This window comes from Streptomyces sp. NPDC093221, assembly GCF_044753885.1.
GTDB lineage: Bacteria > Actinomycetota > Actinomycetes > Streptomycetales > Streptomycetaceae > Actinacidiphila.
Genome location: NZ_JBIVOA010000005.1, coordinates 422,940 through 441,220 on the forward strand (window position 1 = coordinate 422,940; position 18,281 = coordinate 441,220).

General features: G+C 71.8%; 17 protein-coding genes. 9 read left to right on the top strand and 8 right to left on the bottom strand.

Annotated features, from left to right (window positions below):
- Positions 1–197 precede the first annotated feature (197 nt).
- Positions 198–1,136 carry a helix-turn-helix transcriptional regulator gene (locus ACIQCJ_RS22255; RefSeq protein ID WP_402712298.1) on the bottom strand — a complete coding sequence of 313 codons (939 nt, stop codon included), beginning with the start codon at positions 1,134–1,136 and terminating at the stop codon, positions 198–200.
- Positions 1,137–1,381: 245 nt separating this feature from the next.
- Between ACIQCJ_RS22255 and ACIQCJ_RS22260 the strand changes: the two genes are divergently transcribed.
- The 3 genes from ACIQCJ_RS22260 to ACIQCJ_RS22270 all read left to right on the top strand — a co-directional run bounded on the left by ACIQCJ_RS22260 (position 1,382) and on the right by ACIQCJ_RS22270 (position 4,762).
- Entirely contained in the window at positions 1,382–2,860 is a 1,479-nt protein-coding gene (locus tag ACIQCJ_RS22260; RefSeq protein WP_402712299.1) for an MFS transporter, read from the top strand.
- A gap of 209 nt (positions 2,861–3,069) precedes the next feature.
- Positions 3,070–4,071 (top strand): aldo/keto reductase, encoded by a 1,002-nt coding sequence (locus ACIQCJ_RS22265; RefSeq protein ID WP_402712300.1) that lies wholly within the window; start codon positions 3,070–3,072, stop codon positions 4,069–4,071.
- A gap of 106 nt (positions 4,072–4,177) precedes the next feature.
- Complete coding sequence (locus ACIQCJ_RS22270; RefSeq protein WP_355344569.1) at positions 4,178–4,762, top strand: TetR family transcriptional regulator; 585 nt, start codon at positions 4,178–4,180, stop codon at positions 4,760–4,762.
- A 76-nt stretch (positions 4,763–4,838) separates the two neighbouring features.
- Here the strand turns inward: ACIQCJ_RS22270 and ACIQCJ_RS22275 are convergent, their stop codons facing one another.
- Positions 4,839–6,221 (bottom strand): glycine--tRNA ligase, encoded by a 1,383-nt coding sequence (locus ACIQCJ_RS22275; protein ID WP_355344566.1) that lies wholly within the window; start codon positions 6,219–6,221, stop codon positions 4,839–4,841.
- Positions 6,222–6,393: 172 nt separating this feature from the next.
- Between ACIQCJ_RS22275 and ACIQCJ_RS22280 the strand changes: the two genes are divergently transcribed.
- From ACIQCJ_RS22280 to ACIQCJ_RS22295, 4 genes are all read left to right on the top strand, one after another.
- A complete protein-coding gene (locus ACIQCJ_RS22280; RefSeq protein WP_401304396.1) occupies positions 6,394–7,383 on the top strand; it encodes a metal ABC transporter substrate-binding protein in 990 nt (329 codons plus the stop codon).
- Positions 7,384–7,397: 14 nt separating this feature from the next.
- Entirely contained in the window at positions 7,398–8,207 is an 810-nt protein-coding gene (locus ACIQCJ_RS22285; protein ID WP_402712301.1) for a metal ABC transporter ATP-binding protein, read from the top strand.
- A complete protein-coding gene (locus ACIQCJ_RS22290) occupies positions 8,207–9,106 on the top strand; it encodes a metal ABC transporter permease (protein WP_355344557.1) in 900 nt (299 codons plus the stop codon). Before ACIQCJ_RS22285 ends, ACIQCJ_RS22290 begins: the two co-directional genes overlap by 1 nt.
- A gap of 65 nt (positions 9,107–9,171) precedes the next feature.
- A complete protein-coding gene (locus tag ACIQCJ_RS22295) occupies positions 9,172–9,585 on the top strand; it encodes a Fur family transcriptional regulator (protein WP_355344554.1) in 414 nt (137 codons plus the stop codon).
- Between the two features lie 329 nt (positions 9,586–9,914).
- On the opposite strand, the gene ACIQCJ_RS22300 is transcribed toward ACIQCJ_RS22295, so the two are convergent.
- The 6 genes from ACIQCJ_RS22300 to leuA form a co-directional block, all read right to left on the bottom strand.
- Positions 9,915–10,745, bottom strand: a complete 831-nt coding sequence (locus ACIQCJ_RS22300; protein WP_188280782.1) for an isoprenyl transferase — start codon at positions 10,743–10,745, stop codon at positions 9,915–9,917.
- A gap of 29 nt (positions 10,746–10,774) precedes the next feature.
- On the bottom strand, positions 10,775–11,524 hold the full coding sequence (gene recO / locus ACIQCJ_RS22305; protein WP_355344550.1) for a DNA repair protein RecO: 750 nt from the start codon (positions 11,522–11,524) through the stop codon (positions 10,775–10,777).
- A gap of 70 nt (positions 11,525–11,594) precedes the next feature.
- Positions 11,595–12,287: a response regulator transcription factor gene (locus tag ACIQCJ_RS22310; RefSeq protein ID WP_355344548.1), complete on the bottom strand. Its 693-nt coding sequence runs from the start codon at positions 12,285–12,287 to the stop codon at positions 11,595–11,597.
- The gene (locus tag ACIQCJ_RS22315) at positions 12,284–13,507 is read right to left on the bottom strand and encodes a sensor histidine kinase (RefSeq protein WP_402712373.1); all 1,224 of its coding nucleotides are present in this window, start codon (positions 13,505–13,507) and stop codon (positions 12,284–12,286) included. Before ACIQCJ_RS22315 ends, ACIQCJ_RS22310 begins: the two co-directional genes overlap by 4 nt.
- A 343-nt stretch (positions 13,508–13,850) precedes the next feature.
- Positions 13,851–14,567, bottom strand: a complete 717-nt coding sequence (locus ACIQCJ_RS22320; protein ID WP_355344543.1) for a TerB family tellurite resistance protein — start codon at positions 14,565–14,567, stop codon at positions 13,851–13,853.
- Between the two features lie 173 nt (positions 14,568–14,740).
- On the bottom strand, positions 14,741–16,504 hold the full coding sequence (gene leuA, locus ACIQCJ_RS22325; RefSeq protein WP_401853322.1) for a 2-isopropylmalate synthase: 1,764 nt from the start codon (positions 16,502–16,504) through the stop codon (positions 14,741–14,743).
- Between the two features lie 303 nt (positions 16,505–16,807).
- Here leuA and ACIQCJ_RS22330 point away from each other — a divergent pair, with 303 nt between their 5' ends.
- Complete coding sequence (locus ACIQCJ_RS22330; RefSeq protein WP_402712302.1) at positions 16,808–17,926, top strand: M4 family metallopeptidase; 1,119 nt, start codon at positions 16,808–16,810, stop codon at positions 17,924–17,926.
- A gap of 8 nt (positions 17,927–17,934) precedes the next feature.
- A complete protein-coding gene (locus tag ACIQCJ_RS22335) occupies positions 17,935–18,198 on the top strand; it encodes a protealysin inhibitor emfourin (protein WP_355344843.1) in 264 nt (87 codons plus the stop codon).
- Positions 18,199–18,281 lie beyond the last annotated feature (83 nt).

Genomic DNA, 18,281 nt, shown 5'->3' on the forward strand with positions numbered 1-18,281 from the left:
GGGCATTCCCTCCCATAGGCTCCCTATGGAAACGCCACACCCGGCATGGGTCTGTGTGGATATTCCAAATCTGCAGACGCGTCCGGCCCCCCGTGCCGAGGAGGCACGGGGGGCCGGAGGGGGGCCGGAAGGGGGGCCGGAAGGGGGGCCGGAAAGCGGATCTGCCGGCGGCCGGAAGGCCGGGGCTCGCTCGCGGATCAGCCCGCGATCGGCTGCCGCTCCTGCGCGGAGACCAGCGCGTGCAGCCGGTTGAGGCGCTCGCGGGTGAGGTCGTCGGCCGGGGTGTACGTGGTCAGGCGGGGGCCCTGCTGCGGGCCGAGCCACAGGTGGGTGAAGTCGAAGGAGAGCAGGCCGACTTCGGGGTTCAGATAGCGCTTGATGTGGCCGTCGGGCTGGAGCACCTCGTGCCGTTCCCACATCTCGCGGAAGTCGGGCGAGCTCTGCTGGAGCCGCTTGAGCAGCTCGCGCCAGGCGGGCTCCGCCAGGTGCTGGGCCATCGAGACGCGGAATTTGGCGGCCATCAGCCGGATGCTCTCCTCGCGGTCGACCATCCGCTCGCGCCACAGCGGGTCGGTGAACGACAGCCACATGACGTTGCGGTCCTCGACGGGCAGCGCGTCCAGGTCGCTGACCAGCCTGCCATAGGTGCGGTTGTACGCGATCACGTCGTACCGGCTGTTGACGACCGCGGCGGGCAGCGGCGCGAGCTGGTCGACCATGGCGAGCAGCGCGGGTGACATGCCGGGGCATTCCAGGTGCGGGTGCGGGTCGGCGGTCCCGGCGAGGGTGAACAGGTGCTTGCGCTCGTTGTGGTCGAGCATCAGGGCGCGCGCGATGGCGTCGGCGACCTGCCCGGAGACCTGGATCTCCCGCGCCTGCTCCAGCCACGTGTACCAGGTGACCCCGACGGCGGCGAGCTGTGCGACCTCCTCGCGGCGCAGTCCGGGCGTCCGGCGCCGACGGCCGGGCGGCAGCCCGACCTGGTCCGGCGAGATCCGCTCCCGGCGGCTGCGCAGAAAGGACGCCAGCTCCTGGCGGCGGCTCTCCGCGGCGGCGGCCTCGGGCACATCGGCCCCGGAGACGTCCAGCGAGACGTTCCCCTGACCCAGCGGGGCGGCAGCCGAGTCCGGCGACACGGTCCCCGTCCCCGCGGGAAAGGGGACCGAATCCGGGGAAACGGCGCCCGAATCCGGGGTGACAGTGCCCGGGCCCGGGGTCACGGTGCTCGGCGGGAAAGCGCTGGCGTCTGCGGTCATATTCCCAGAGTGCCCGATCCGGCAGCCGGTTGCCAGGTGGTGCGTATACCTGGATAAACGCTCTCTGGTACCACCCTGAGAACGGGTCCAGTGTGGACCATGTGACCGACCGAATGGAACCCACCATGACCTCCCGGGCTCAGGTGCTCCCCCGCGTGACCCGCATCGGGGCGCCCGCCCGGAACTCTTCCGTCCCCACCCGCTCGCACTCCCCCGCCCCGGCCCCCGGCCTGAGCTCCCTCGGCCTGCTGACCGTGCTGCTCGGCGCGGCGCTGCCGATGGTGGACTTCTTCATCGTCAACGTGGCCCTGCCCACCATCGACCGCGACCTGCACGCCGGACCCGCGGTCCTGGAGATGGTCGTCGCGGGCTACGGCGTCGCCTACGCGGTGCTGCTCGTGCTCGGCGGGCGGCTCGGCGACATGTTCGGCCGCCGCAATCTCTTCCTGTGGGGCCTCGGCCTGTTCGCCGTGACCTCGCTGGCCTGCGGTGTCGCCCCCTCCGCCTGGACCCTGGTGGCGGCCCGCGTCGCCCAGGGCGCCGCCTCCGCGCTGCTGCTGCCGCAGGCGCTGGCCACCATCCAGTCCGCGACCTCGGGCGGTGCCCGCGGCAAGGCGCTGAGCTACTACGGCGCGACCGCGGGCATCGCCAGCGTCGTCGGCCAGGTGCTCGGCGGTGTGCTGGTCTCCGCGGACATCGCGGGCAGCGGTTGGCGGGCGATCTTCCTGGTGAACGTGCCGGTGGCGGCCGTCGCGCTGGCGCTGGCGCTGAAGTCGGTGCCGGAGACGCGGTCCGCGCACCCGGCCCGTATCGACAAGCCCGGCACCGCACTGCTCGCGGTCACGCTGGTCACCCTGCTGCTGCCGCTCACCGAGGGCCGGGCGGCCGGCTGGCCGCTGTGGTCGTGGGTGCTGCTCGCGGTCTTCCCGCTCGCCGCGGCGGCCTTCGTGGCGGTCGAGCGGCGCGGTGAGCGCGACGGCGGCAATCCGCTGATCCCGCCGTCGCTGCTGCGCATCCACAGCGTGCGCAGCGGTCTGCTGCTCATCGTGCCCTTCTGCCTCGGCTTCGGCGGCTTCATGTTCGTCGTGGCGGTGGCCATGCAGGACGGGCTGCGCTTCGGGGCGCTGGAGGCGGGGGCCGCGCTGGCCCCGCTGTGCGCCGCCTTCTTCGCCGCCTCGCTGCTCGGTCCGCGGATGGTGGCCCGCTTCGGCCGCCGTGTGGTGACCGCGGGCTCGCTGGTCCAGGGCGTCGGCCTGGTGGCGCTGGCCGCGACCTTCCACTACGGCGGCACGGGTCTGAGCATCGCGGAGCTGGCGCCGAGCATGGCCGTGATCGGCTTCGGCCAGGGCTTCGTCCTGCCGGTGGTGCTCCGGATCGTGCTCAGCGAGGTGCCGGCCGCGCAGGCCGGGGTCGGCAGCGGTGCGATGGCGACCACCCAGCAGTCCAGCCTCGCGCTGGGCGTGGCCACTCTCGGCACGCTGTTCCTGACCCTGTCCGGTTCGATCGGTGTACGGGACGCCCTGGTCTGGGCGCTGGTCGCGCAGCTCGCGTCGGTGGTCGCGACGGTCGCGCTGAGCACCCGGCTGCCGCGCAGAATCGTCTAGCGACGGGCACCTCGGCCCGAAGTCCCCGCCCCGAACCGGCCCCGGTCCGCGCCCCCGAGAGGACCGGCCCACCGCCCCGGGCCGAGGACGGCCCCCGGGGGCACGGCCGCACGACATATGGACTGACAGATGTTGATATCTGTCAGTCCACATGTGACGGTGGGAACGCACACCCGTCCCGCCGACGACCCCGAAGGGGACCCCCACCGATGCGCACCCGCACCCTCGGCACCACAGGACCCGTCGTCTCCGCCCTCGGCCTCGGCTGCATGGGCATGTCCGGCGCGTACGGCGCCTCCGACGACGCCGAGTCCGTCGCCACCATCCACGCCGCGCTGGACGCGGGCGTGACCCTGCTCGACACCGGCGACTTCTACGGCATGGGCCTGAACGAACTGCTGATCCGCGACGCCCTGCGGGCCCGCCCCGGCAGCCGCGACCAGGCCGTCATCAGCGTCAAATTCGGCGCGCTGCGCGATGTCGAGGGCGGCTTCGGCGGCTACGACGGCCGCCCGGTCGCGATCCGCAACTTCCTCGCGTACTCCCTGAACCGGCTCGGCACCGACCACATCGACATCTACCGGATCGCCCGCGTCGACCCGGACGTGCCGATCGAGGAGACCGTCGGCGCCATCGCCGAGCTGGTCCAGGCCGGGCACGTCCGGCACATCGGGCTGTCCGAGGTCGGCGCGGAGACGCTGCGCAGGGCCGCCTCCGTCGCCCCGATCGCCGACCTCCAGATCGAGTACAGCCTCTTCTCGCGCGGCATCGAGGACCGGATTCTGCCCACCGCCCGCGATCTCGGCATCGGCGTGACGGCGTACGGCGTGCTCTCGCGCGGGCTGCTCAGCGGCCACTGGGCCCGGGGCAGCGGCACGGAGGCGGGCGACTTCCGCAGCTACAACCCGCGCTTTTCCGGGGAGAATCTGGAGCGCAACCTCGGCCTGGTCGAGGCGCTGCGCGAGGTCGCGGACGGCAAGGGCGTCACGGTCGCGCAGGCCGCCATCGCCTGGGTGCTGTCCCGCGGCGACGACATCGTGCCGCTGATCGGCGCCCGCCGCAGGGACCGGCTCACCGAGGCGCTTTCCGCGCTCGACCTGACGCTGGACGCCGCGGCCATCGCCGACATCGAGCGGGCCGTCCCGGCCGCGGAGGTCGCGGGCACCCGCTACGACCCCCGGCAGATGAACCATCTGGACAGCGAGCGCTGAGCCGGCGGCGCCCTGCCGCACACTGGACGGCGACGGCCCCGGCGATCACGGCGGCCGTCGCCGTCGCAGAAGCCGTGTCCCGACCCGCCGAAAGGCCGCCTCTCCCATGCCGCCGGAGCCCCTGACCCGTGACCGCGTCCTCGAAGCCACCGAGGACGTGCTGCGCCGCTACGGCCCCGCGAAGGCCACGGTGGTCGATGTGGCGCGGGCGCTCGGGGTCAGCCACGGCAGCGTCTACCGGCACTTCCGCAGCAAGGCGGAGCTGCGCGAGGCGGTCACCCAGAAGTGGCTGGCCGAGGCGCACGCGGCGCTCGCGGACATCGCCGCGGAGGACGGGCCGGCGCCCGAGCGGCTGCCGCGCTGGCTCGCCGAACTCTTCGCGGCCAAGCGGCGCAAGGCCGGGCTCGACCCGGAACTCTTCGCCACCTTCCAGGCGTTGGCGCGCGACAACAGCGGCGCCGTCAGCCGCCACGTGCAGGAGACGATCGACCAGCTCGCCGGGATCGTCGCGGACGGCGTCAGGCGCGGTGAGTTCGCCCCCTGCGACCGGGCGGCCACCGCCCGCGCCGTCTGGGACGCCACCTGCCGCTTCCACGACCCGGCGCACGCGGCCGAGTGGACCCTGCCGGGCGTCGACGCCGAGTTCACGGCGGTGTGCGAGCTGGTGCTGCGCGGACTGCGCGCGGACTGACGCACGGGACGACGAGGGCGGGGCCGCGCGATCCGGTCCGTCCGGCTCGCGCGGCCCCGCCCGTGTGCAACCGGCGTCAGCAGCCCAGCAGTCGGCTGCCCAGGTAGGTCTCCACCTGGTCGAGCGACACGCGCTCCTGCTTCATCGTGTCGCGCTCGCGGACCGTCACCGCGTTGTCCTCGAGCGTGTCGAAGTCGACGGTCACGCAGAACGGCGTGCCGATCTCGTCCTGGCGGCGGTAGCGGCGGCCGATGGCGCCCGCGTCGTCGAACTCGATGTTCCAGTTGGCGCGCAGGGCGGTGGCCAGGCCCTTGGCCTTCGGGGACAGCTCGGGGTTGCGGGAGAGCGGCAGGACGGCGACCTTGACCGGCGCGAGGCGCGGGTCGAGCCGCATCACGGTGCGCTTCTCCATGACGCCCTTGGCGTTGGGCGCCTCGTCCTCGTTGTACGCGTCGAGCATGAAGGCCAGCATCGCGCGGTTGACACCCGCCGCGGGCTCGATGACGTACGGGAACCAGCGCTCGCCCGCCTCCTGGTCGAAGTAGGAGAGGTCCTGGCCGGACGCCTTGGAGTGCGAGGAGAGATCGTAGTCGGTGCGGTTGGCGACGCCCTCCAGCTCACTGAACTCCTGGCCGCCGAAGTTGAAGCGGTACTCGATGTCGGCGGTGCGCTTGGAGTAGTGGGAGAGCTTCTCCTTGGGGTGGTCGAACCACCGGATGTTCTCCTCCCGGATGCCCAGGCCCGTGTACCAGTTCCAGCGCTCCTGCATCCAGTACTCGTGCCACTTCTCGTCCTCGCCGGGCTTGACGAAGAACTCCATCTCCATCTGCTCGAACTCGCGGGTGCGGAAGATGAAGTTGCCCGGCGTGATCTCGTTGCGGAACGACTTGCCCATCTGGGCGATGCCGAACGGCGGCTTCTTGCGCGAAGTGGTCTGCACCTGGGCGAAGTTGGTGAAGATGCCCTGCGCGGTCTCGGGCCGCAGGTACGCCACCGAGCCCGCGTCCTGGGTCGGGCCGAGGTGGGTCTGGAGCATGCCGGAGAACTGCTTGGGCTCGGTGAAGGCGCCCTTGGTGCCGCAGTGCGGGCAGTTGATGTCGGCGAGGCCGTTGGCCGGGGGCTTGCCGTGCTTGGCCTCGTACGCCTCCTCCAGGTGGTCCGCGCGGTAGCGCTTGTGACAGGAGGTGCACTCGGTGAGCGGGTCGGAGAACGTGGCGACGTGGCCGGAGGCCACCCAGACCTCGGGGGCGAGGATCACCGACGAGTCGATTCCCACCACGTCCTCACGGGAGGTCACCATGGCGCGCCACCACTGGCGCTTGATGTTCTCCTTCAGCTCGACGCCCAGCGGCCCGTAGTCCCAGGCGGCCTTGGAGCCGCCGTAGATCTCACTGCTCGGGAAAACGAAGCCACGGCGCTTGCTCAGGCTGACGATGGTGTCGATCTTGTCGGCGGCCACGGTGCTCTCTTCAGTACGACGAAGCGGTCAGTTGCCTCAGATTACCGGCGGGTGCGGTCCCCTTATCAAATCCGTTCCGGAACCCGGCTCCAGGAACCCGGCCGGGAGCGGATCGCGGACCCCGCCCTACGGATATTGACAATCGTTTCCACCTCAGATGAAAATGACAGTCATGAACATCCATCGCCGCCCGATATCCGCCGTCTCCGTCGCCGCCGCGGCCGTGCTCGGCCTGCTGGCACTGTCGGCCTGCTCCGGCGCCGACGCCTCCGAGAACACCTCGGGTGATTCCAAGAGCGGCGGAAAACTCAAGGTCACGGCCGCTTTCTACCCGCTGGAGTACCTGGCGGCGCAGATCGGCGCCGACCATGTCGCGGTGACCGACCTCACCAAGCCGGGCGTGGAGCCGCACGACCTGGAGCTGACGCCGAAGGAGACCGGCAGGCTCGGCCAGTCCGATGTGATCGTCTACCTCAAGGGCCTCCAGCCCGCCGTGGACGACGCCGTGAAGCTCTCCGGCGTCAAGCACAAGGTCGACGCCGCGTCGCTGACCACCCTGGAGTCCCACGGCACCGAGGTGGACGGCACGCACCACACGACCGGCGACAACGGCACCGGCGGCGGCAGCGAGGAAGGCGCGGGCGCCGACCCGCACATCTGGCTGGACCCGGTGAAATACGCCGAGGTCGCCAAGGGCGTCGGCAAGGCGCTGGAGCAGGCCGACCCGGCGAACGCGGCGGCGTACGGCAAGAACACCGACGCGCTGGTCGCCCGGCTCACCGCCCTGGACACCGCATTCCGCGACGGCCTGAAGAACCGCGCCTCCGACACCTTCGTCACCACGCACGCCGCCTTCGGCTACCTCGCCGAGCGGTACGGGCTGGTCGAGGAGGCCATCAACGGCATCGACCCGGAGAGCGAGCCCAGCGCGGCGCGGGTCAAGGCGCTGCACGACCTGGTGAAGAGCAAGCACGTGTCGACCGTCTTCTTCGAGACGCTGGTCAGCGACGCCACCGCGAAGACCCTCGCGGGCGACCTGAGGCTGCGCACCGACGTCCTCGACCCGATCGAGGGCATCACCGACAAGTCCAAGGGCACCGACTACTTCCAGGTGCAGCGGAGCAATCTGACGGCCCTGCGCGCGGCGCTCGGCGCGAAGTGACGGAGGTCACCGCCATGGACCAGCAAGCCGTCGAAGCGGCCGGGGACACCGGCGCGGTCACGGACCCGGTCATCGCGCTCAGCGGCGCCACCGCCACCCTCGGCGCTCGCCCCGTACTGCGCGGCATCGACCTGACCGTCGGGCGCGGCGAGGTCGTGGCGCTCCTCGGCGCCAACGGCTCGGGCAAGTCCACGGCGGTGCGCGCGGTCATCGGCCAGGTGCCGCTGACCGGCGGCTCGCTGGAGCTGTTCGGTACGCCGCTGCGCCGCTTCCGGCAGTGGGCGCGTATCGGGTACGTGCCGCAGCGCACCACGGCGGCCGGCGGCGTGCCCGCGACCGTACGCGAGGTGGTCTCGGCCGGGCGGCTGGCCCGTACCCGGCTGCGGCCGATGCGCCGCGCCGACCGGGCGGCCGTGGACCGGGCCATCGCCGTCGTCGACCTCACCGACCGCGCGGGCGACTCCGTGGACGCGCTCTCCGGCGGCCAGCACCAGCGGGTGCTGATCGCCCGCGCGCTGGCCGGGGAGCCGGACCTGCTCATCATGGACGAGCCGATGGCGGGCGTGGACCTCGACAGCCAGCGCATCCTCGCGGCGACCCTGCGCGCCCAGGTCGCGGCGGGCACCACCGTCCTGCTGGTCCTGCACGAACTGGGGCCGCTGGAACCGCTGATCGACCACGCGGTCGTGCTGCGCGACGGCTGCGTGACGTACGAGGGCGCGCCGCCGCGGGCACTGGGACAGCACGCCCTGCCGGGCCACGACCACGTACACCCGCACGCGGACGCCTCGGCCGCGCCGGTCAGGACGGGACTGCTGAGCTGATGGAATTCCTCGACTACGCCTTCATGCAACGGGCCCTGATCGCCGCCGCGCTGGTCGGCCTCACCGCGCCGGCCATCGGGATCTACCTCGTGCAGCGACGGCAGGCCCTGATGGGCGACGGTATCGGCCATGTCGCGCTGACCGGCGTCGGCCTCGGCTTCCTCCTCCAGTCCAACCCGGTCTGGATGGCCACCGCCGTCTCGGTGGCGGGCGCCGTCGCGATGGAGCTGATCCGCTGGTACGGCAAGACGCGCGGCGACATCGCGCTGGCCATGCTCTTCTACGGCGGCATGGCGGGCGGTGTGATGCTGACGAGCCTCGCGCCGAACGGCTCCAACGCCAACCTGGAGACGTACCTGTTCGGTTCGATCACCACCGTCTCGCCGTCCGACATCACCACGATGTGCCTGCTGGCGGGCTTCGTCATGCTGGTGACCGTGGGCCTGCGGCGGCAGCTCTTCGCGGTGTCGCAGGACGAGGAGTTCGCGCGGGTCACCGGGCTGCCGGTGCGGCTGCTGAATCTGCTGGTCGCGGTCACGGCCGCGCTCACCGTCACGGTCGCGATGCGCGTGGTCGGGCTGCTGCTGGTCAGCGCGCTGATGGTGATCCCCGTCGCGGCGGCGCAGCAGGTCACCCGCAGCTTCCTGGTCACCTTCGTCAGCGCGGTGGCCATCGGCGTCACCGTGACACTGTCCGGCACCGTCACCTCGTACTACGTGGACGTGCCGTCCGGTGCGACGATCGTCCTGATCACCATCGGGCTCTTCATCGTGCTCACCGCGCTCGCCACTCCGCTGGCCAGGAAACGCGCCAGGCGGGCCGCTGCGGAGCGGGAACGGTGCACCCTGGAGGTGGAGGTGCCCGCCGCCCGCGGCGCCGCCGACGAGGTACCCGCCTGAACGGAACGGCCTGGCACAATGGGCCGTCCGGACAGGTGCACGAAGCGACCCAGAAGGAGGCACCGGTGACCACCCATCCCGTACGTGGCCGCTCCACCCGGCAACGGGCCGCCGTGTCGGCCGCTCTCTCGGAGGTCGACGAATTCCGCAGCGCGCAGGATCTGCACGACATTCTGAAGCACCGCGGCGACTCCGTCGGGCTCACCACGGTCTACCGGACCCTTCAGTCGCTGGCCGACGCGGGCGAGATCGATGTCCTCCGGACCGGTGAGGGCGAGTCCGTCTACCGCCGCTGCTCCGGCGGCGGCCACCACCACCACCTCGTCTGCCGCGTCTGCGGCAAGGCCGTCGAGGTCGAGGGGCCCGCCGTCGAGAAGTGGGCCGACGCCGTCGCCGCCGAGCACGGCTTCGCCGATGTCGCCCACACCATGGAGATCTTCGGCACCTGCTCCGACTGCGTCGAGCACCCCCAGCCCTAGCCCACCCCCAAGGGCCTCCCCCGCCCTTCCCCGACCCCGCCCGGACGGCTCTTCCACCGGGGCGCCGGCCACGTGTCTTCAGGGGCGCGGGGAACTGCGCGCTCAGCCCCCAACGGTGGCGCGCCTTTGAGAACCGGCCCCAGCGGGGCAGTTGCTGTGTGTTTTCGGGCGAAAGCCTGGTGGGGGCTGGTCGCGCAGTTCCCCGCGCCCCTAAAAGCAGGCCCTGCGCAAGGGCACCCGGCGGCCGGAAAGATCGGGCCGCCGTCCAGGGCGGAGGAACCGTCCGGGGGCGGCCCCGGGAAGGATCGGGTCACCCCGCCCGGGAGGGGCTAGGCGCGTTGGTCGCCGGCGAGCTGGGCCTCGTTGGGGATGGCCCCGCCGAAGCGACGGTCGCGCGAGGCGTATTCGACGCAGGCCCGCCACAGATCGCGCCGGTCGAAATCGGGCCACAGCACGTCCTGGAAGACCATCTCGGCGTAACTGCTCTGCCAGAGCAGATAGTTGGAGGTGCGCTGCTCACCGCTGGGACGCAGGAAGAGATCCACGTCGGGCATGTCGGCGTAGTAGAGATACTTGGCGAAGGTCTTCTCGTTGACCTTGGACGGGTCGAGCCGCCCGTCGGCGACATCACGGGCGATGGCCTGCGCCGCATCGGCGATCTCGGCGCGCCCCCCGTAGTTGACGCAGAAATACAGCGTCATCGCGTCATTGTCGACGGTCTGCTCCTGGGCGACCTGGAGCTCCTGCACGACGGACTTCCACATCTTGGGCATGCGCCCGACCCACCGGATGCGGATGCCGAGTTCGTCCATCTCGTCGCGGCGCCGCCGGATCACGTCCCGGTTGAAGTTCATCAGGAAGCGCACCTCCTCGGGCGAGCGCTTCCAGTTCTCGGTCGAGAAGGCGTACAGCGAGAGGTTCTTGACGCCGATCTCCAGGCAGCCCTTCAGCACGTCCAGGACGACGCCCTCGCCGACCCGGTGGCCCTCGGTGCGCGGCAGGCCGCGCTCCTTGGCCCAGCGGCCGTTGCCGTCCATGACGACGGCCACGTGCTTGGGCACCAGCTCGCTCTGGAGCTTCGGCGGACGCGCCCCCGACGGGTGCGGGTCGGGTGTCCGGTACGAGCTTCGGGAACGGGCCAGAATCCCGTGACGTGCCATGGTGGTACTTCTCCTCATGCCTTCTCGGCTCAGGTCTTCTCGACGAACCGCAGGGAGCGCAGTCCGCGCTCCAGGTGCCACTGGAGGTAGGCCGCCACCAGCCCGCTGCCCTCACGGCAGTGGCGCGGCTCGCAGGCGTCCGCGGTCTCCCAGTCGCCGCCCAGCAGCGCGCCGAGCAGTTCCAGTGACTCCCGTGAGGGTACGACGCTTCCCGGCACCCGGCAGTCGCCGCAGACGACTCCTCCCGCCCCGACCGAAAAGAACCGGTTGGGACCGGTCATACCGCATTTGGCACAGTCGTCGAAGCTGGGCGCGTATCCGTTGACGGCCAGCGACCGCAGCAGGAAGGCGTCGAGCACCAGCCGCGGCTCGTGGTCGCCCGCCGCGAGCGTCCGCAGCGCGCCGACCAGCAGCAGATACTGCTGCACGGCGGGCTCGCCCTCGTGGTCGGTGAAGCGCTCCGCGGTCTCCAGCATCGCGGTGCCCGCGGTGTAGCGGTCGTAGTCGGTGACGATCGAGCCGCCGTACGGCGCGATCGTCTCGCCCTGTGTGCACAGCGGCAGACCGCGGCCGACCAGTTCCCCGCCGCGGACGAAGAACTGCACGTCGACGTGGCTGAACGGCTCCAGGCGCGCGCCGAACTTCGACTTCGTCCTGCGCACACCGCGGGCCACCGCCCGTACCCGTCCGTGCCGCCGGGTGAGCAGCGTGATGATCCGGTCCGCCTCACCCAGCTTCTGGGTGCGCAGCACGATGCCGTCGTCGCGGAACAGACTCATGGGCCCATTCTCGCGTACGGCGGGAGCGGTACGGCGACGGACGGCCGACCGGCCGCCGCCGGGCCCCGGCTCAGCGGTCGGCGCCGGGCGCGACCAGGCCGGACTCGTAGGCGGTGATGACGAGTTGGGCGCGGTCGCGGGCGCCGAGCTTGCCCATGATCCGGCTCACGTGCGTCTTGGCGGTGAGCGGGCTCAGGCCCAGCGCCTCACCGGTCTCCGCGTTGTTCAGACCGCGCGCGACCAGCGTGAGGACTTCGCGCTCGCGCTCGGACAGCCCGCCGAGCCCGGCCGGGGCCGGGGCGCTGACCAGCGGCCGGTCCGGCAGCCGCAGCACCCGGGCGATCAGCCGGGCGGTGGGGCCGGGCGACAGCAGCGAGTCCCCGGCCGCCACGGTACGGATCGCGTCCAGCAGCTCCGCGGGCCTGGTGTCCTTGACCAGGAAGCCGGACGCGCCCGCGCGCAGCGCCGACACCACGTGCTGGTCGTCGTCGTAGGTGGTCAGTACGAGGATGCGCACACCCGCCAGGTCGTCGTCGGCGGCGATCCGCCGGGTGGCCTCGATGCCGTCGAGCTCCGGCATGCGGATGTCCATCACGATGACGTCGGCGCGGGCGCTGCGGGCCTGCTCGACCGCCTCCAGGCCGTTCGCCGCCTGCCCGACCACCTCCATGTCGCGGGCGGACTCCACCAGCATCGCGAACGCGGCCCGCACCAGCGTCTGGTCGTCGGCGAGCAGCACGCGGATCGGCGGCGGCGAGGTCATCTGTGGTCTCCCTGGTGATCGACGGTGAGCGGCAGCACGGCGCTGACCGTGAAGCCCGTACGGTCCTGGCGCGGCCCCGCGGTGAGGGTGCCGCCGACGCTGCGGGCGCGCTCGCGCATCCCGGCGATGCCGAAGCCCTCGGTACGCCCCTCGGCGCGGTTCGCGGGCGCGGGGCCGCCGCAGGAGCCGTCGTCCTCGATCAGCAGGTGCAGGGCCGTCTCCCGGCGGTCCACCCGTACGGTGATCAGCGGGCTCGGCACCCCCGCGTGCCGTACCGCGTTGGTGAGCGACTCCTGGACGATCCGGAAGGCCGCGGCGCCCACCGCGGGCGGCACCGGCGCGACGCCCACGGCGTCACCCAGGTCCACCCTGGCCCCCGCCGCCTCGGCGGCCTTGGCGAGCGCCGGTATCCCCGCGAGGTCGGGCAGCGGGCCGTCGCCGTCCGCGCGCAGCACCCGCAGCGTGGTCCGCAGCTCGGCGCGGGCCTCCCGGCAGGTGTCGGCGATCGTGTCGAGCGCGGCGGCCACCGCCGTACGGTCGAGCCGGTCGGGGTCGGCGACCAGGATGTGCGCGGCCACCGACGTCTGCACGCCGATCAGGGTGATGCTGTGCGCGAGCAGGTCGTGCAGGTCGCGGGCGATCCGCAGCCGCTCCTCCGCGACCCGGCGGGCCGCCTCCTCCTCGCGGGTGCGCTCGGCGCGCTCGGCCCGCCCGACGATCGCGGCCACGTAGTTGCGGTGCATCCGCACCACCTCGCCCGCCACCGCGACCGCGACGATCCAGCCGGCGCTCTTGAGCATGTCGGTGCCCGCGTGCGGCGCGCTGATCGTCGACATGATGGCCGCCATCAGCGCGATCACCGTCGGCAGCAGCAGGAACGTACGCAGGGGCGGCCCCGCGACCGCCAGCGCGTACAGCGCCACCATGCTCGACGGGATCGGCGCCACCTGGATGTTCTCCAGGTAGTGGTACGGCGCCACGAACGCCAGCATCCCGAGCATGCACACCAGCGGCGAACGCCGCCGCCACACCAGCACCAGCGCGCTGCCCACCAGCAGCGCCCAGCCCGCCAGGTCCGGCCGCCCGCTGGCCGGCTCCTCCGGCAGACAGCACGCCAGGAGCGCCTCCACGGCGAACACGAGCGCGGCGAACGCCACGTCGGCGGGGGCGACCCGCGGTCCCGGCGCCGCCGGGATGCGCGGGGCGCGCAGAAGGTCCATGGTGAGCGCCACGGACCCATCCTCCCGGACGCGGGGTGCGCCGAGCCAGGTCACGGGGTCGCGGCGGGGCGCAGACGGGCCAGCGGTACGGCCCTGAGCCGCGGTACCGCCCACGGACGTGTGGTGACGTTCATGGGCTCCTCCGAAAGCCGAGGTCTTCTCCTACCGTCAGCTTCCTCCGCCGGGCTCGGCTTCCTCGTCCCGCCCAGGACCGATCCGGGGGCTACTCCCCCAGGAGTACGCCCCTCTTCGCGCAGGGCCTGTGCCCTGCCAGGGGCGCTGGGGGGGCACCTTGAGGACAGGCCCTGCGCGCCAGGGCGCCCACGCGCGGGCGGACCGCAGGTCAGAGGGCCGCGGCGGCTCCGGCGAGGAGGCGGTCGATGTCGGTGAGGGGCAGGGAGAGACAGCGGCCGACGGCTTCGAGGACTTCGCGTTCCGCAGGAAGGTAGGGCCCGTCGGCGAGGGCGATGTGCGCGCCCTGGAGGAGAACCCGCTCGCGCCCGAGCGGGTCGAGGTGGTCGGCCAGCGGCTCGAGCGCCTCGTGGAGCTCGATGGACAGCCAGCTCCCGCACCCGTCGACCTCGTCGGCGAAGGAGTCGGGCCCGAGGGGGGCACCCCCCGAGCCCGAGGCGCCGTACCGGCCCTCGTCGGCGACGATGGCGGCGAGCAGCCCGAGCAACTGGTCCTCGGTGCAGTCGGAGAACCCGGCGGAGCGCACGGCGCCGACGGCGGCCTCGCGGGCCGGGCGGCCGGTGGCGCCGCCCGCGGTGAGGACGGCGAGCGCGATGGTGTGCACGGCGTCCCGCAGCATCGCGGAGAAGCGGGTGGTGGTGGGCCGCAGCAGGACGTCGGAGGCGTACTGCCGGTGGCAGGCGGTGCACTCGATGACGGTGCCCGCGGGGCCCCGGCGCAGGACCGGCACATTGAGCACGGTCAGTCTGCGGGTGCCGGTTCTGCGGTGGTAGGCACGGTCGCCGCCGCAATCAGGGCAGAAGAACTCACCGTCGTCCTCGGTGTGCCACGCCGTTCGCACACCCCAGATACACAGCCTCAGCTTCATCACGCTGCACCCTCCGGCCGTTCGGCAACGCTGCCGCACTGCCGTGATGTTAGCCACAGTCGGCGGTCGCAGTCAGTACCGCGTAAGGGGCAATTGCCTTGCGAGGGTGCTCGAACCGGTCCGCCCGGGGGTTTTCGCCCCTCGGACGGACCGGGTGAACCGGGTCAATCCCGTCAGCGCGCGGCCCGGTTGACGGCCGAGACCAGCGCCTGCAACGACGCGCGGGTGGTGTTGGGGTCGACGCCGATCCCCCACAGCACCTTTCCGTCGATCGCGCACTCGATGTACGAGGCGGCCCGCGCGGAGGCGCCCTCGCTCATGGTGTGCTCGGAGTAGTCCAGGACGCGGGCGTCGATGCCCACCCCGGCCAGCGCGTCGACGAAGGCCGAGATCGGGCCGTTGCCCGTACCGCTCAGGGTGGTCTCGACGCCGTCGACCACGGCCTCGACGGTGAGGGCGTCGGTGCCGTCGCTGGAGGTGGACGTCTGGGCGGAGCGCAGGGCGACCCGGCCCCACGGGTTGTCGCTGGTGGGCAGGTACTCGTCCTGGAAGACCGACCAGATCTGCGCGGGGGTGACCTCGCCGCCCTCGCTGTCGGTCTTGGCCTGGATGATCCGGGAGAACTCGATCTGCATCCGCCGCGGCAGGTCCAGCTTGTGGCCGTTCTTCAGCACGTACGCGACGCCGCCCTTGCCGGACTGCGAGTTGACGCGGATGACGGCCTCGTACGAGCGGCCGACGTCCTTGGGGTCGATCGGCAGGTACGGCACCGCCCACTCGATGTCGTCGACGGTCTTGCCCTCGGCGGCGGCGGTGGCCTCCATCGCCTCGAAGCCCTTCTTGATGGCGTCCTGGTGGGAGCCGGAGAAGGAGGTGTAGACCAGGTCGCCCGCGTAGGGGTGGCGCGGGTGGACCTCCATCTGGTTGCAGTACTCGGCGGTACGACGGATCTCGTCGATCTGCGAGAAGTCGATCTGCGGGTCGACGCCCTGGCTGAACAGGTTCATGCCCAGCGTCACCAGGTCGACGTTGCCGGTGCGCTCGCCCTGCCCGAACAGGCAGCCCTCGACCCGGTCCGCGCCGGCCATGAGCGCCAGTTCGGCGGCGGCCACGGCCGTACCGCGGTCGTTGTGCGGGTGCACGGACAGGCACACGTACTCGCGGCGGGACAGGTTCCGCGACATCCACTCGAAGCGGTCGGCGTGCGTGGAGGGGGTGGAACGCTCCACGGTGGCGGGCAGGTTGAGGATGATCTCGCGGCCCGGCTCGGGCTGCCAGACGTCCATCACGCCCTCGCAGACCTCCAGGGCGAAGTCCAGCTCGGTGTCGGTGAAGATCTCCGGGCTGTACTGGTAGCCGAAGACGGTGTCGTCGCCCAGGATCTTCTCGGCGTACTCCATCACCAGCCGGGTGCCGTCCACCGCGATCGCCTTGACCTGGTCACGGCTGCCGCGGAAGACGACGCGGCGGAAGACCGGCGCGGTCGCGTTGTACAGGTGGACGGTGGCGCGGGGTACGCCGCGCAGGGCCTCGACGGTGCGCTCGATCAGTTCCTCGCGCGCCTGGGTCAGGACGGAGACCGTCACGTCCTCGGGGATCGCGTCGCCCTCGATCAGGGAGCGTACGAAGTCGAAGTCGGTCTGGCCCGAGGACGGGAAGCCGATCTCGATCTCCTTGTAGCCCATGCGGACCAGCAGGTCGAACATCTCGCGCTTGCGGGTGGGCGACATGGGGTCGATCAGCGCCTGGTTGCCGTCGCGCAGGTCCGTGGAGAGCCAGCGGGGCGCCTGGGTGATGCGGGCGTTCGGCCAGGTGCGGTCGGCGATGTCCACGGCCTCGTAGTGGCCGTACTTGTGGACCGGCATCACGCTGGGGCGCTGGCGCGCGGTGGCCGTGGTGATGGGCGTGGGACGGCCGACGCGATTGGGGGTTGTCATGGGGCTCTGGCTCCTCGGGGGTCCGGCTGAGTGTCGGCCGACGGCGATGGCACGCCTGAACTCCGCGGGGAGGGGGTCGGCCTACGACTACAGGCCCTCGCCGCGGCAGCTAAGGAGAAGCAGCCCGAAACGCATGATGGGACGACCATAACCGAGGCGGACGGAATCACGTAGCCGGTACGAAGATCCTCTCAGCATGCAAGATGCACGGTTCTGTCCACTCAAACCATGATCCTTCGCTCCTTTTCGTCAATCATCGTCGCAACCCGTGACAGCGACTGTGACGCGTGCCACATTGCCGCCATGACTGCCACGCATGCGCCCAACGCCGTCTTCTGCACGATCGTGCCGCCGCACGTGCTCGACAAGCTGTCCCGTTCCGAGGACTCCGGGGTCTCGGGACCCGCCCGCCGCACCCTGGAGCAGGACGCGCTGCAACGCACCAGGCGCCGCCTGACCACGGTGATCGGCGCCACCGCCGTCACCGGGGCCGCCGCCTCCGACCAGCCGCGACGGACCGTTCACGACGCCAAGCACCAGGACACGCTGCCGGGGCGCAAGGTGCGCGCCGAGGGAGCCAAGCCGTCCAAGGACGCGAGCGTCAACCGGGCGTACGACGCGCTCGGCGCGACCTTCGAGACGTATCTGAAGGCGTACGGGCGTCACTCGATCGACGACGCGGGCCTGCCGCTGGTGGCCAGCGTCCACTACCTCCAGGGCTACAACAACGCCTTCTGGAACGGCCAGCAGATGGTCTTCGGGGACGGCGACGGCGAGATCTTCCTGGACTTCACCCTTCCGCTGGACGTGATCGGCCACGAGTTGACGCACGGCGTCACCCAGTACAGCGCCAACCTGGACTATTTCGGGCAGTCCGGCGCGCTCAACGAGTCCGTCTCCGATGTCTTCGGCAGCCTCATCAAGCAGTTCACACTCGGGCAGAGCGCGGAGCAGGCCGACTGGCTGATCGGCGCCGGGCTGCTCGCACCGGGCGTCGACGGCCACGCGCTGCGCTCGATGAAGGAGCCCGGCACCGCCTACGACGACCCGCGGCTCGGCAAGGACCCGCAGCCCGGCACGATGGACGGCTACGTCCCCACCTCGCGCGACAACGGCGGCGTGCACATCAACTCGGGCATCCCCAACCACGCCTTCTACCTCCTGGCGGCCGAGCTGGGGGGCAACGCCTGGGAGCAGGCCGGGCAGATCTGGTACGACACCCTCACCGGCGGCTCGCTGTCGCCGCACGCCCAGTTCGCGGACTTCGCCGCGGCCACCGCCGCGGCGGCCAAGGCCCGCTACGGTGAAGGCGAGCAGCACCAGGCGGTGCTCTCGTCCTGGTCCCAGGTGGGCGTCGCTCCGGCCGCCGCCCCCGCGGCCGAGGTCCCCCGCCAGCAGCCCGGCCAGCCGCAGGAGGCGTGACACAGCCCATGCGTATCGAGGTGGTCCGCTCCGGCGGCTTCGCGGGCATCCCCCGCCACGCCGCCCTCGACACGGCGGGCCGCCCCGACGCGGGCCGCCTCACCTCCCTGGCCGAGGCCGTCCTGGCCGCTCCGCCGCCCTCGGGCCCCCCGGTCCCCGACGGCTTCACCTACGCCATCACCGCCGACGGCCGCACCGCCCACTGCGCCGACCCCCACCTGACCCCCGCCCAACGCGAATTGATCGAGGCGGTCCTGGGCGAGGGCGCATAGGCCGCCCCCGTCCGAAGACCTGGAATCCCGGTGACCGACCCGCTGCTTCTCACGGGCGTCGGGGCGCCGGGACACCTGGCCGA